This window comes from Bradyrhizobium sp. USDA 223, assembly GCF_044909005.1.
Classification (GTDB): domain Bacteria; phylum Pseudomonadota; class Alphaproteobacteria; order Rhizobiales; family Xanthobacteraceae; genus Bradyrhizobium; species Bradyrhizobium yuanmingense.
In genome coordinates, this window is sequence record NZ_JBIYDR010000001.1 from 229916 (window position 1) to 244357 (window position 14442).

The 14442-nt window shown below is 58.6% G+C and carries 6 protein-coding genes and 1 pseudogene; 3 read left to right on the forward strand and 4 right to left on the reverse strand.

Features of this window, described 5'->3' with window-relative positions; translation table 11 throughout:
• Positions 1 to 17: 17 nt before the first annotated feature.
• Positions 18 to 284, reverse strand: a complete 267-nt coding sequence (locus ABIA40_RS01015) for an SET domain-containing protein (protein WP_404538269.1) — start codon at positions 282 to 284, stop codon at positions 18 to 20.
• A gap of 714 nt (positions 285 to 998) precedes the next feature.
• Between ABIA40_RS01015 and ABIA40_RS01020 the strand changes: the two genes are divergently transcribed.
• Both ABIA40_RS01020 and ABIA40_RS01025 read left to right on the forward strand, forming a co-directional pair.
• Positions 999 to 3122, forward strand: coding sequence for a prolyl oligopeptidase family protein (locus ABIA40_RS01020; protein WP_404538271.1), 2124 nt, complete (start codon positions 999 to 1001; stop codon positions 3120 to 3122).
• A gap of 2037 nt (positions 3123 to 5159) precedes the next feature.
• Entirely contained in the window at positions 5160 to 8012 is a 2853-nt protein-coding gene (locus tag ABIA40_RS01025) for a Ulp1 family isopeptidase (RefSeq protein WP_404538274.1), read from the forward strand.
• Between the two features lie 172 nt (positions 8013 to 8184).
• On the opposite strand, the pseudogene ABIA40_RS01030 reads toward ABIA40_RS01025, so the two are convergent.
• From ABIA40_RS01030 to ABIA40_RS01040, 3 genes and pseudogenes are all read right to left on the reverse strand, one after another.
• Positions 8185 to 8604 (reverse strand): annotated as a pseudogene (locus ABIA40_RS01030) (transposase); the annotation flags it as partial.
• A gap of 484 nt (positions 8605 to 9088) precedes the next feature.
• Positions 9089 to 9508, reverse strand: coding sequence for an SET domain-containing protein (locus ABIA40_RS01035; RefSeq protein WP_271596584.1), 420 nt, complete (start codon positions 9506 to 9508; stop codon positions 9089 to 9091).
• Positions 9509 to 10682: 1174 nt separating this feature from the next.
• Entirely contained in the window at positions 10683 to 11453 is a 771-nt protein-coding gene (locus ABIA40_RS01040) for a hypothetical protein (RefSeq protein WP_404538277.1), read from the reverse strand.
• Between the two features lie 2048 nt (positions 11454 to 13501).
• Here ABIA40_RS01040 and ABIA40_RS01045 point away from each other — a divergent pair.
• Positions 13502 to 14125, forward strand: a complete 624-nt coding sequence (locus ABIA40_RS01045) for a J domain-containing protein (protein WP_404538280.1) — start codon at positions 13502 to 13504, stop codon at positions 14123 to 14125.
• The last annotated feature ends 317 nt before the right edge of the window (positions 14126 to 14442 follow it).

The window sequence follows — 14442 nt, forward strand, 5'->3', positions numbered from 1 at the left end:
CAGGCGATATCAAGTCGTCAGACGGCGAACTCAATCCACTCCCGCCTAGCTCGTTGGGCACAACATTCACAGATGGTTCTTTTATTCCGCGATAGGTCACACGTCAGATCGAAAAGCAAGTAATCGTAAGTGAGTTCTTCACCAGGTTGTACGTGACGCGCCGTTAGACATCGGCAATGATCGCGTTGATATGTGTTTGGCTTGATGTTGTTGTTCACGAAGCGGGCGTTGTCAGTATTGTACTCTATAATACTGTCATTAGCCTTGTTGTCTTGGATAGACATCGCTTACCAACCAGAGCTCGAACTGTTGGAGCTAGAACTTTGTACTGCTCAGGCGTCACCGCGATGTCAAAACGACTGCGTTGTGTATCCAAATCAGCGAAGCTTTAGGCAGACGCCGGTGTCGGCGGATTAGGCTTCGTAGATCGCCCGACTGCGCCAGCAGAACGAACGGCTGCGCATGGAGCGCTACCTTTTAAAAAATCGAACGCGATCTTTGCCGGACCCGAACTGTCATTTCGGATGACTGCAGAGGCCTTCGAGAGCGTCGCCGATGCCCGCGCGATGCGCGCCCAAAGCGCTGCATGGTTTGCCCTTACCGCAACGTTTTCAGCCATAGCCCTTCGCGCAAGGTTTGCGAGGTCAACCGCATGCTCCAGGCAATTCATGCGGAGCCGAGTTGTGAGTGGCCGAACGGAGGGCGCAAACGATCGTCGAAGATTACGTAGTGCGACGATGAGCAAGGTGGCCGCTGCGCAACATGTCGCCTTTACCAGAAACCGACTGTCAGGTTTGAGACGGACGTCCAAAAGTCGACACTTAAATGAGTTGGGAACGCCGGAGAACCTCGCCTTTCAAACGGCACGCTGCTTGCTCCATCGAAAGCCAGCGGACGCAATTCCGGCATGCCTGCGGTTTGAAGCCGAGTATGCATCTTCCGAATGCTTCCACTCACTAGCAGGATGCTCAAGGCCGGCTAACTTCAGGACAATTCCCATGAAAAATTCTCTCTTTCTCGCAGCGTCGCTATCCATGAGCTGTTTGATGGCCGCGGGACTTTCCCCGACGCCAGCGCCTGCGAGCGTGGCTGAAGATCCTTTTCTTTGGCTTGAAGAAATCGAAGGGCCGCGCGCATTGGCTTGGGCTCGCACCGAGAACGACAAGACACTCAGTGCGCTCCAATCTGATCCACGTTACCAGCGCTTCTACGGGGAAGCGCTCCACAATCTTCAGGCCAAGGATCTGATTCCGTACGTCTCGATGGGACGACGCGGTCTCGACAATTTCTGGCAGGACGAGAACCACGTGCGCGGCGTCTTGCGGCGGACGACGCTTGAAAGCTATCGCAGCCAAACCCCCCGATGGGAGACCATCCTCGACGTGGATGCTCTCGCTGACGCGGACAAGAAGAACTGGGTTCTTGAAGGCGTGAGCTGCCTTCCGCCCGAAGAGCGCCTATGCTTGCTCAACCTGTCCGACGGTGGAAAGGACGCTGTGTTCGTCCGGGAGTTCGACGCAGTTGCCAAAACCTTCGTCACAAAGGGCTTCGCACTTCCCGAGGGAAAACAGCAGGTCACTTGGGTCAATAGCGACACGGTCCTGGTTACACGAGATTGGGGCGAAGGGACCATGACACAAGCCGGTTACCCTTTCGTTGTGAAGGAGCTCAAGCGCGCTCAGTCGCTGGCGGAAGCGCACGAGGTCTTCCGTGGCGAGCCGACCGATGTCGAGGCTACACCATTCGTGCTGCGCGACAGTGAAGGTACGATCCATGCGACCGGCGCCGACCGCCGCATCAGTTCGTTCGAGCATGAGTATGTTCTCTTTGGGTCCAAGCCGATTAAGCTCAATCTGCCAAAGAAGTCGACCATCGGAGGCATCGCGAGTGGTCGCCTGCTGGTGACGCTAAACGAAGACTGGATGCCGCCGTCCGGAGACACGCCCTTCTCAGCGGGCTCAATCATCTCGTATGACCTGACCGAATGGAAGCAGGATCCGCTGCGCGCCATGCCAACCCTCGTGTTTAAGCCTGGGCCTCGACAAGCGATCAGCGGATTCACCGCCACAAGAAACTTGTTAATCCTAACGATTCTCGACAATGTTCAGAGTAGGGCGTTCGTCTACAAGTACCATCAAGGCGCCTGGCAGGCCACGCCGATCCCGCTTCCAGACAATGCTAGTGTCGGTGTAGCTGCGGCATCGGGTCAAACCGACGAGGCGATGTTCACCGTCTCCAGCTTTTTTAGCCCGACGATGCTCTGGTACTTCGACGCCGTAACCGGTCGCCTTGAGACCCTGAAGACGACACCTCCTCGGTTCGACCCCTCGAGACATGTCGTCGAACAGTTCGAGGCAATCTCGCGCGATGGCACCCGCATTCCTTACTTTTTGCTACGACCTAAGAGCGCCCGGTTTGACGGATCAACTCCAACGCTTCTCTACGGCTATGGTGGGTTTCAGATTCCGCTCATCCCCGCTTACGCCGGCCTCACCGGACGACTCTGGCTCGAGCAGGGCAACGCGTATGTTGTCGCAAACCTGCGCGGCGGTGGTGAGTTCGGGCCCCTATGGCACCAGACTGCCCAAGGAGCAACGAAGCAGCGGACATGGGATGATTTTATCGCCGTCGCGGAGGACTTGATTCGGCGCAAAATCACTTCTCCCCGCCGGCTAGGGGTGGTCGGCGGTAGCCAAGGTGGCCTCCTGGTAGGGACCGCAATCACCCAACGAACCGACCTCTTCAATGCGGCCATCTTACGGGTTCCGCTGTTCGATATGGTTCGGTTCACGAAGCTGGGCGCCGGGGCCTCCTGGATCAGCGAGTATGGCGATCCCAGCATTCCCGATCAGCGCAAGTGGCTCGAGGCTTACTCGCCCTATCAGAGGTTGGTGCCAGGCAAGACCTACCCGGCCCCCTTCATTCTCACGTCCACCAAGGACGACCGCGTCCATCCAGCGCATGGCCGCAAGGCAGCGGCAAGGCTCGCTGCATTGGACCAACCGTACTTCTACTATGAGAATACCGACGGGGGGCATAGCGCCGCCGCCAATCTAATTGAACAGGCACGCCGGATCGCTTTGGAATATACGTACCTATCCCAGCGGCTTGTCGATGAGTGATGGCGAGGACGAAGATCTACTTCAATGATGACGCTTGACGGACGACGTTATCGGCAGCGGCGTCAGCAAGCCGGTCTTTGCTCATTCTCGGCGGGAGATGGTATCTCGCTGGCGATGAATGCGACCGATCAGCTACGTCCGCCGTCTCTCCTATCAGTCCCTGTAGGTCACTCAAGGCCGAGTTCTCGTTAATACCCACGAGGCATTTCGTGTGAACAGCCCTCAGGGCAAAGCCGGCGCTAGCCTCTCAATCCCGTGGCCAACTTCATTGGCAGTGCGGATGCAGATAGGGATAGCGCCTTTCTCATGAAGTCGTGACAGAACAGCACTGAGCGGTTGCAGGAACTACCGTGGCAGATTGAGCCGGTATTGATAGGCCACGCTTCCATTGACCGATTGCGCAAAGGCCTGTCAGCTTGCGGTAAGCTATCACAGATACAGAGCCCTTGGGGTTAACGGGATGTGGCAGGGACAGCGCTTTTGCTCCAGACGCGATCCGCGCCGAGTCACCTTCCGCTAGTCTCAACGGCAGTGCGGATGTGGTAGGGACTAGTTGGCCTGGTTTCACGCCCGGGTCGGTTAGTACCGAGCCGCACCCGCACTGTTTTACATCTCGCTGTCGACGGAAGATAGCCGACGCCTTGCATCCCACGAGCAATTTGGGATCCGAGGCTCGCCTCGGCATGGGCGCAGCCACGCATCGAACGGCGCGGCGGCAGCAGGGGGGTAGGCTGGGTGCTTGCGGAGTCGGACATTAACAACAGAACGCGACGGCGGCGCAAGTCCGGTTCTAAGCAATCTCGTTTTGGGTTTGTTGCAATCGAGCGCTCGTGACTCGCACATAACACGCTTGCGCGAGCACTCCCGAGGGAAGCGGGACGGCGTACATAAGCTATTGCAGCGCAGCCGGTTTTGCGAGCCGGACTATAGTGTGCCAAGTGGGGGCTTCTCGTTCTGGGTACGGCTTATCGCGGGTACGGATCCGGAGAGGTTTATTGACGCTGCAAGCCGCGAGCACGACGTGCACCTTACAAATGGTCGGAACTATGGCCCACGAAGTGGCGGTCACATGCGCCTGTGTTTCAGCGATCTTCCAATATCTCTCATTGAGCAGGGGCTGGAGCGCTTAGGGTAATTTGCATGCTAAACTCTAGATGCATGTGGTATGTTTCAGCAGAGTTTCCCAATCTGACGCGGGGTCGCAACTCCAGCGTCAAGCGCCGACACTTTCTGAAAGAGCGGGCTTACGCGGACACACGAGTCGCTGTCCTGCTTTGTTGCCCGCCGGCAAGGTCGCCTTGGTGCGCTCTAATCGACCCTCCCATCACTCGTCCGAAGTTCGAAGAAATGTTCGAACTATAAGGGGGCGTCGTTCCCATGCACTGGAAGCAAAAGTATACGATCCCGATTTGGAGCAAGAACGGCTCGCGACGAGCCGCTTACTGAAGAGCCGGTCAGGGGCGTCCCATACCACAATCAGTGCAGCGCGAATGGAAGCTCCATACGTCCGGCTTGGCCGCCGCGGTACGGCCGATCCCGATGCCCGTCCACTGACAGTGGTCGGATCGCGTGCTCACGATCTCATCTTGACGGTGCAAAGCTCGTCCAGGATTCATCTCTTATCGCGCCGACCGATGACGCTCGGCCAGGGCTGATGTGATCTCGCACCTTGCGCGCATGCTGATCGTCCCGGCCGTAACGGCCACACCCGTGCGTGCACCTGCGGCGCCGCCGGTATGCCGTTTGCGATCCAAAAAATGACGAGTCGTCGGCTCCCATGCCGCCGCAAGACTTCATCGGCCGGGAGGAGGGCGGGTCCTGAAGCCCAAGAAGCCCAGTGACGATCGAGAGCCGCGGGGCCATTTCGTTCTGCAGATGTCGCGATGCATTGCCTCACGAAGCGACGGCCTCGTCAGCTTCTGGAAAGCCTATCCATAATAGGATCAGCTCAATTGATGTCTTGGACGTGAGGCTAGCGTGGACCCGTACAATTCCGATCCATTCAATCCAACAGCTTGGTCCCAGGTGCAACACGCCATGTTGGAAGAGGACCAGGGGGGCCATGCCAGCCAAGAGGGTTTTGAGCGGCACTTGGCCGAGGCGCGCCCGCCAGATCCGGGTCCTGTCTCCGGTGGCGGCCGCAGCGGCCGCAACTACCATCCCCATCTCTCTGCAGAACATCGGGACATTATCGACAAAGCGATTGCCCAATATGTGGCTCAGAAAAACCCACAACGGAAGACGGTTAACCGCTATACGCAGGCGCTTCGCCGACTTGGAAATGATCTTGGCGCTAATCGAATTACGATTGATTTGGGGGACCACCAGTCCCTGGTCCGTTACGTCAAGACTTACTTCCCGAAGGACGAAGACATGAAGAAAGGGTTGGGTGTCCTTCGTGCGTATCATGATCCGAACTATGTAACTTCTGGCGGGCGGCCGCGCACGATCCCTTCAGCGGAAGACGCGCCCCTCTCAGAGCGGCTTAGTGCCAGTGGCATGAAGCCGGGCAGTGCTGCTCGTCATGATCGTAGTCTTCGCAGATTTTCTAACGCGCTTAATCTTGCGGGCTACTCGATATCCGGGCTAGACCACGCTACGCGCATTGAATTCGCTCAGAAGTTGTTCCCAAAGGATGAGCATCTATTGTTCGCGTTGGGCAAGGTGCGCGACGACGAGGACGTTTCCGGCGCGGGTGCGTCTCGGGAGCCCAGCGGTTATGCTGTCCCGTCGCCTACATCGCATCTTTATCCCGATGACGCCCGCATCATTGATGGCCTGGAAAAGGCAGAGCTGAGCATGCTCAAACCCGAGGATACTAGCCGGAAAAAAGTTGCTCAAAATCTGGCCCGCAACCAACGAAGATTCGGTGCTTGGCTCCAAAGGGAGGGGCGGGGGAGCATAGTGAGCCGACTCACCGGCACCAGTGAGCAGCAAAAGTCGTTGAACGACGATTACAAGGACTTTAAAAAATCCAGTCGAAGCGCGGACATGGGCTTCGATCGGGTTCGGAACTATTTATTAATCGTCAAGGCGAACGCTGCGCTGGGCGTCTCCCCTGAACAGGCAGGCGGGGAGCCGCGGCGCGGCGGGTCGAACTCAACGTGGTCGCCGCACCTGCCGCATGATTTTGAGGGGCCGGCGGCGGAAGCGGTGCCAGATGAGTCGTCGGCGATCTACCGAGGTCTCGACTCCTTCGTTGATCTGCCATACACGCCGCAGGCGGTGAGAGACGATGCTCAGTCCGCGCCGGTGAGTGGGGCAGCCGCCAGACCGCCTCTCTTCAACGGACCATCGGACGCGCCTGCTCAATCGTCGGACATTTTCCGCGGTCTTCAGTCTTTCGTTGATCTGCCGTACACACCGCAGCAGATGCGAGACGATGCTCAGTCGCGGGCGGTGAGTGGGGCTGCCGCCAAACCGCCGCTCTCCACCGGACCATCGGACGCGCCAGCTCAGTCGTCAGACATGTACCGCGGTCTCAACTCTTTCGTTGATCTACCGTACACACCGCAGCAGATGCGAGATGATGCTCAGTCGGCGCCGGTGGGTTCGGCTGCCGCCAGACCGCCGCTCTTCACCGAACCATCAGACGCGCCAGCTCAGTCGTCAGACATATACCGCGGTCTCGACTCTTTCGTTGATCTGCCGTACACACCGCAGCAGATGCGAGATGATGCCCGGTCAGCGCCGGTGGGTTCGGCTGCCGCCAGACCGCCGCCCTTCACCGCACCATCAGACGTGCCAGCTCAGTCGTCAGACATCTACCGCGGTCTCAACTCTTTCGTTGATCTTCCGTACACACCGCAGCAGATGCGAGATGATGCTCAGTCAGCGCCGATGGGTGGGGCTGGTGCCAGACCGCCGCTCTTCACCGAACCATCAGACGCGCCAGCTCAGTCGTCCGACATCTACCGCGGTCTCGACTCTTTCGTTGATCTGCCGTACACACCGCAGCAGATGCGAGACGATGCTCAGTCAGCGCAGGTGCTCAGCCCCGCCGGTGAACCCACGTTCTTCGTCGGGCGGTCGGGCGTACTTCAAGAGCTTGAGCACATCGGATACCGAATCGACGAGGATCGGCAGGATGGCTCCCAGCCGGTGTCGGATTTATTACTCGATGTCCTGAACAACATGGGGGTCCTGCCGGCCAAGTTCAGCGGCCCAACCCAAGTCCCCATCAGCGGTGAGACCTACTCGATCACATTGGGACCGCGAGGACGCTCCGGTGCGCAATTCATCGATCATCCTCGCCCGTCTCCTGTCCCGGCTGCTCAGATCGCCCCCTTGGCTACCGTTGCCTCTTCCGGCCACCGCAGCGGACCCGTGTTGGGGCCCACGCAGTGGCTGGGTGACAAGCATATCCAGTGGGACTATCAGCTCCTGGCGCAGGAGTTGCAGCAGAACAATCCAGATCTCGCCGCCCGGACGCGGTTCGTGGATCCCCTGATAGCCCAAATGTTGCGATCTCCCTCCAAGGAAGTCGCCGAACGAGCATTAGGGTGGGTTCGCCATGATACAGCCGACTTCCTATTCTTGCCGGTAAGCGATGCCAGCGCTACGGATAGACATCAGCGCGGCAGTCACTGGTCGCTGCTGCTGGTTGATCGTCGCGATCGTGGTCGGCCGGTCGCCTATCACTATGACTCCACCCAGGGATACAATGACAGGCCCGCAGCGGAGATCGCAGGACGGCTCGACGCGTACGTGCAACAGGCCCCGATAAGACAGCAGCAGAACGGTTACGACTGCGGCGTCTTTGTCGTGGACGGCACCCGGGAACTGGTTAGGCGATTGGCAGCAAGACGACCGGACCTGAACCTCAACAATCTTGTCATCAGTCGGCAGGATCTGCGGGATCGACTAGGCGCTGATGTCGGCTTCAACTGAACAGGTTGCGCGACCGAGTGAAATGCTGTTCTGGCTGATCGAAGATCCGGCAATCCGTGTGTTTGCAGAGCATCATAGTGTCTCACGTAAGGAGCTGAGTATGCACGACGAAGACCGCCTGATTGACGCATGCGCGCGGGCACAGCGAGCTCTATGATTGGCCGGGGGAAGGTCAGTGGCCTGCTGACCCGGCGGGCTTATCGGTCTGGCGCAGGAGCTTCCATTCCAAGGCCAGCAGTTCGTGCAGGCGCGACGCGGGAAGATCGGCGAGCGGGGACAGGACTTTGGGGAGCCAGCCCTTGGGATCAACGTCGTTGGGGCGACGGGTCGTGATCATTGTCAGCATGATGGCGGCACGGTCGGCGCCACGCTCGCTACCAGCGAAGGTCTAGTTGTGCCTTCCCTGCCTCTCAATGCGCGCTCAGCGCATTGGTCAAGCAGATCTTGGCCATCGTCGAGGAAGCGGGCGAGGTCGTCCCAGCGCCTGGGCATGTAGTTCATAGGCTTCAGAACGTCGGAGGGAGCGCGGGAGGGTTTCGCGCTCGCGCAACAACCAGGCGTGCATGTCCTCGAGAAGCGGCTTGCTTTTTTTATCTGCGCTGCGCGCGGACGTAAATCGAGGGGCAAAGATCGAGCCGCAAGCGATCTCATCAAGTGCGTTTGTGAACAGCACATCTGCGACTCTGACTTTGCGCAATCAGCGCATGCTAATGATACTTATCAGGCTCAGCTCCTGCGCCATCTCAGCGAGGGATTTGGAACTGATCGAGCGTCGTCAGATTCTGAAGTAAGTGCGAGATCAGGGGCATCTGCGGAGATCTTGCCTAGGGTAAGCTCTACAGATGTTGGGAACTCCACGTCGCGGCTACGTCATGGAAGGCACGTTCCGGCCGCGGGCCACCGCACTCTGTGCGCCAGTGATGTCGAACAAGGCTGCGCTCGCAATAACCTTCAGGCTCGAGGAGGTAGCCGCAAAAAGCTGGGTCGGTCGATGGCTGCAATTAGTTCGGCGAAACTCTTCCGTAAATTTCGCCGCCGAATCAAGTCGTCAGATCGCGAATTCAATCCACTGCCGCCTAGCCCGTTGGGGCATCAACATTCACCGATGGTTCTTTAGCCCACGATAAGTCACACGTCGGATCAAAAAACAAGTAATTGCAAGTCAGTTCTTCACCAGGTTGTACGTCACGCGCGGTTAAAATTCGGCAATGATCGTCCTGATATGTGTTTGGCTGACTGCTGTGGTTCATGAAGCGGGCATTGTCAGCATTGTACTCTATAACACCATCATTAGACTTGTAGTCTCTTGGATAGGCATGCTTATCAAGTAGAGCTCGAAATGTTGGAGCTAGAGCTTCGTACTGCTCAGGCGTCACCGCGATGTCAACGATTGGGTTGTGAATCCAAATCAGCGAACCTTTGGGCAAAAGGGCAGCGGAGAAAAGTCCAATACCGCCAAACTGGTCCGGCTTTAAAACAGTTTCGATAATCAACATTGAAGAAGTCTCCCTAACACCCAGCAAGCTAACTGACCTGAGCCCCGAAATCTCCTGCACAAATCGGTAGGGTCGTCTAATCGCGCCTCCGTCCCAAATTGGATTTTTTTTGCATTCGTTGCGGCAGCCGCTGGTGGATCGCCTTTCGCGGTACCGCCATCTTGGCGGTGCTGGAAGGGGGCTGCAAGTCAGTGGGATTGCGAGCAAAGATCCGCGTCGATCAAGGCGGCGAGCTCATGTCGCGCGATCGTGACCGGTAAGCCTATCAGCGCGGCGATACGCTTACTTTCTATCAGCCGGACAGAGGTCGCTGCGGCTTGATGAGCTTCATCCGGCGCTCAAACTCCTTGAGGCGAGAGGTCATCTCAGGTCGTCGTCTTCGACGGGCAGAGTAGTGCCCAAGGCAGCTCACGCTGAACCGAACCGTTGTCCCGAAGGACGCGGCTCTCATCAAAGCGTCCAAAACTGGAGTAGCGACAGATACTGCACGGTCTATGCGGCTCTTACAGGTTTCAGCGACCATCTACTCCGAGAAATGGGAAGGGCATTGCTGACCGGCTTTCCGCGGGGACGTTGAGTGCACATGTCAATAGTATAACCAGGACAAGGGCGTTGGCAGCAGCGTTAAGATAGCACTGTGTGACGGAACACGTCGGCTGGGCTAAGCGATGAAGATCGCGCACGGTATCTCGGACAATTGCGGACCCCTGAGATATGTACTGAAAGGCCGAGGCGGATCGACGAGGTGCTGGGCAGCGCCTCGTTGGCCAGAGGAGCTTTCTGCGGAACGCCACGGCCAGGATGTGCATCTGGGACTGATGGACGACCACGCCCATCTGCAGCCAGCTAAGCTCAGCCGACGCGTGTTCGATGGGGGCAGGAAGCAGCCTCTTTACTCCGAGGATTCCCTGTCTCGGGGCCGAGGCCCAATCAATGGCAATGCTGTAAAACGCAACGGCGATAACACCGTAGGTGTTCTTCAGCTTTGGCGTTCGGAAGATCAAAGAAGATCGCTGTGCGGCTCAACGAGGAGCCGCACAGCGATGATGCGCGCAAGTTAATCGGACGGGTAGCGCTCACCCGGACCCCTCCGGAACCGCGCCAAGCTCGCTGGAGCAAGCTATGCTACATTAATAAGTCCGAGACCGGAGCTATGTGGTCGGGTTCCTAATTCTTAGCGTGGGGATTGTCTCTCGGCATCTCCATTGCTTGGGTGATGGATGAGCCGAACGTCATTGGGGCCTCCCGGCCCCAAGAGGGCGGTGTAACGCTCGCCGAGAATATCGTAGTTTATTGCCGGCTGCGCCTCGTTCGGCAACTGGCCCCAGCGGCGAAGCATCGAGAGCATCGTGTCCGGGGCTGGTTGGTCGCCGTGCGAAAAATTCTTGGGAACGGCGAATGATGCAGCATAAATCTCGCGGGGCGCGGGGGACGTCCCCTCAGCCCTGGAGGAGGACGCCGGAGCGGCTTGCTCCATCGACCGTCCAAGCCGCGATGATGAGGCTCGGTTCGCTGGTTGCGCGCTGGGCTGCGGAGCGTTTTCCAGTCGAAATCCCAGAGGAATGGCAGCGCCTTGCGGAAGAGGGGTGCTTCGCCTCATCGTTGCCGCGGGCACGAACAGCGCCGTGTAGCGGTCATTGTGAACGATAAAACTGTTGGGTCGGCTGTCCTGGCTCGGCGCGACGTTGCTACGGTCAAGCGCAGCGGACGCGTGCTGGTCGCCCTGCCGGAAATTGAAGGGAATAACGGCCGGTTCTGAATCCAGCCCTTGGTGATGACCCTCGGTTGGCTCGACGGACGGCGATGCGCCAGCGTTTCCCACCATCGCCCACAGCAGGTCCTGATCGTAGCCTTCCGCGGGAAGGACGAGCCGATCGCTGGCCTGAAACGGTGCGCCGGCGTCTTCCATCGGCTCGCGAACGACTGAACTGCCGGGCTCGCTCACCTGGCGTTCGATAGCATCCCCTTCCGTATGGCTTAGTGTTCTTTGCCTCTTCGCAGGCCTCAACTCCCCGGTGTAATCCTCACCCGTGAGGACCTCGTGACTTGAAGAGGGAGCGCTCCCGGTCAGCTCGTTCCGAGCCGGTTGGTAGCCGTCGCTCCAATTGAACTGGCGAACGGCTTTTCCGCGATCCGGTCCCTGGTGATCGCGCACGGTTGGGAGAGCCGATGTCAGGGCGGGTTCGCCCATCGTCCCCCGCAGCGGGTTCTGATCGTGCCCTTCCGCAGGTAGCTCTTTCGGCCAAGTCCAAGCTTCCCGCGGCGCGCTGTGCCAGGCAGCGGTGTCCCCGAGGTGTCTGGTGAGGGCGTCTTCGGGATGAGGACCGTGGGCCCCCTGGTGCCCAAGTTCCAAGGCCTCAATGAGGCTACGCTCTTCCTCAGACAGAGGAAAATAGTAGGGATCTGAAGAAGCAGGAATCTGTGCAACGGCGGGGGCATCAGGCTGCGGCACTCCATCCAAGTACGGCTCAAACTCCGCTTGCTGCTCTTGCGGTTGTGACACTGCGGCGTGGTCACGGTCGAATGGGTTGATGGTGTTAAATGGGTCCATGTCAACTTCAGGTGTTTGAGTCGATTCGCAATGCCGAGCCGATAGTGACGCTCTCTCTCGTTCTATTGAGATCAGCTGTCGAAAAGCTGACGCGTTTAGAGACTTACGGATTGCGATCTCAGATCAATCTTGACCACGACTCGTGACGGAACCGAGCAGGCGGCATGGCTTTGCGTCTTCGGGACGAGCACAATCGCATCGGCACTCTGACGCCGCGAGGATCTCGGCAACTGATTGTGGTTCTTCAGTCAACGCAGCGTTTCGACGCCCCCCATCAGCTTGCACCATCAATCTTACGGCTTGTGGCGACAACGCTTCCTTGGCTGGCAGGCTCGTGTGCTGCACCGCGGCGGATGCTCTCGATTGGATTGCAGTTCTCAGCTGGCTCTGGTGCTCGGCGGGAAAGTTATAGAAAGCCAATGGGCTCGAGATTGGCGATCCTTGTCCGGTAATTAAGGTCACGCACATGTTTGGCGCGGCTTTCGACGAAGGTATCAAGTGCATGCTCCGCGACCGCCCCAGCTTGGCGCCATTGAAATCCTGCATAGCCTTCTTGCCACTCCAAACCAGTTCGCGATGTCCTTGAGCATGTTGACGGTCTTGTGCTGCCGGCGCTCGTATTCAACCTGCGATTGGTCATTCAGGCCCGAAATCATCGAAGGTTCGGTGCATCCCCTCCAGCAGGACCGAGAGCGCCTCCTGGATCGCCTGTCGACATAGCGCGCAGCTAAGGGGCGGGCAGCAGAGGATCGAGGCTCCTAGTTCGCCGCGCTCGGACTGGCAAAATCATCGAGCTGAAGCCGATCCAACGCGAGCCGCTCGCGCGCCGGTCCTCACCTTAGGCTTGGCAACCTCGATCGCGCCGATATCCCTTTGCGCTGTTGCGCGCTGGGCGATAGCTGTGCCGCACGGCCCGGCGCGACATCCGTGGCGGCTTCAGCTCGCCGGCGTCTCTGGAATGCGTGCAATTCCGTCTGGCCCGGACGAACAGATCACGCGCTATGTGCGGAGAATTTGTAGCATTGCATGATCAACCGGACACGGCTGACCTAAGGGCAGGATGTTGATCGTCTCGCTGGGGCCGCATCGGCTCCTTGAAGAAGTTCTCGCAGGTTTGCCATCCGCCTGGATACGCTGCCTCTCTGAGCGCGTTATCACCGAGATTCCTGCGCAGCTTCCGCTTTCTTCGTATTCACCCGGTCCCGTTCAAGACCTCTATGTGCAGAACCCGACAGCAAATTGCAGTTGAGTCGATCTGAATCGCAAAGAGATGCTTGCCTGAACCAAGCTCGCAGTCCTGGCACGTCGATTGCTAAGAACCGCCTGCTACATCATGCCACTAACTGGACGCAAAGCCCGAGACAGATCCAACTCGCCGTCCAAACCAATTCTCTAGCAAACAAGCGGCGCTGTTAACTACCGCTCCGCTAACGGAGCCAGTCATGCTGATCGACGCCTCCAGAATCTTCGATTCCATTCGCATCAACAAGAAGGAAGCGCGGGAGCGCCAGACCGCGGCGCTATGTGAATGGCCTGGTTGCCAGAACAAGGCTACTCATCCCGCGCCCAAGGGCCGCGACAACGCGCGCGAATACTGGCACTTCTGCATTGACCATGTTCGCGAATACAATGAGTCCTACAATTTCTTCTCGGGGATGGACGCGGAAGCGGTCGCGCGCTACCAGAACGACGCGCTGACCGGCCATCGTCCGACCTGGAAGATGGGCGAGAACATCAGCGCCCGCAAAATGGCCGGCAGCGCGGCCGATTTCGAGGACGACTGGCATGGCTTCTGCACGCAACTCGAGCTGAACGGACGCGCCGGTGCCCGCCCTCGCGCGGAGGCCAAGCCTGAGGCGCGCAAGATTTTAAATGCCGAGCGGAAAGCGTTGCAGGTGATGGGCCTGAATGCCAATGCGACGCTCGGCGATATCAAGGCGAAGTACAAGGCGATGGTCAAGCAGCACCATCCCGATGCCAATGGCGGCGACCGATCTACGCAGGATCGCCTGGTCGAGATCATCAAGGCCTACCATTACCTGAAGAACGTGGTGCGCGAGAGCTAGGGCGGACACGACTTGAACGGCTTCACCCCACCGGCCGCTACTAGCCCTCCATCGTGTGAAGGGTGCATCCGAGCTGGCGTGTAATCCGCTTCAGACCCCCACGCCCAGGCCGAGAGGCGCAGCATCTCCACCACCACGTTAGCCGGAGTCTTTATCAACAGCGCGCCCGGGATCAATCCATGACGAGCCTTCCGTGATTCTTTCCTCTTTCATTTGCTCGCTCCTCGGCGTTGCAAGGAGGGGGCAAGTCCTCGCGACGCCGAAGGGGGCGGTTCGCAAAGGCGCGCCACGGCGAAACTGCTGAAAGTGGGTCCTCG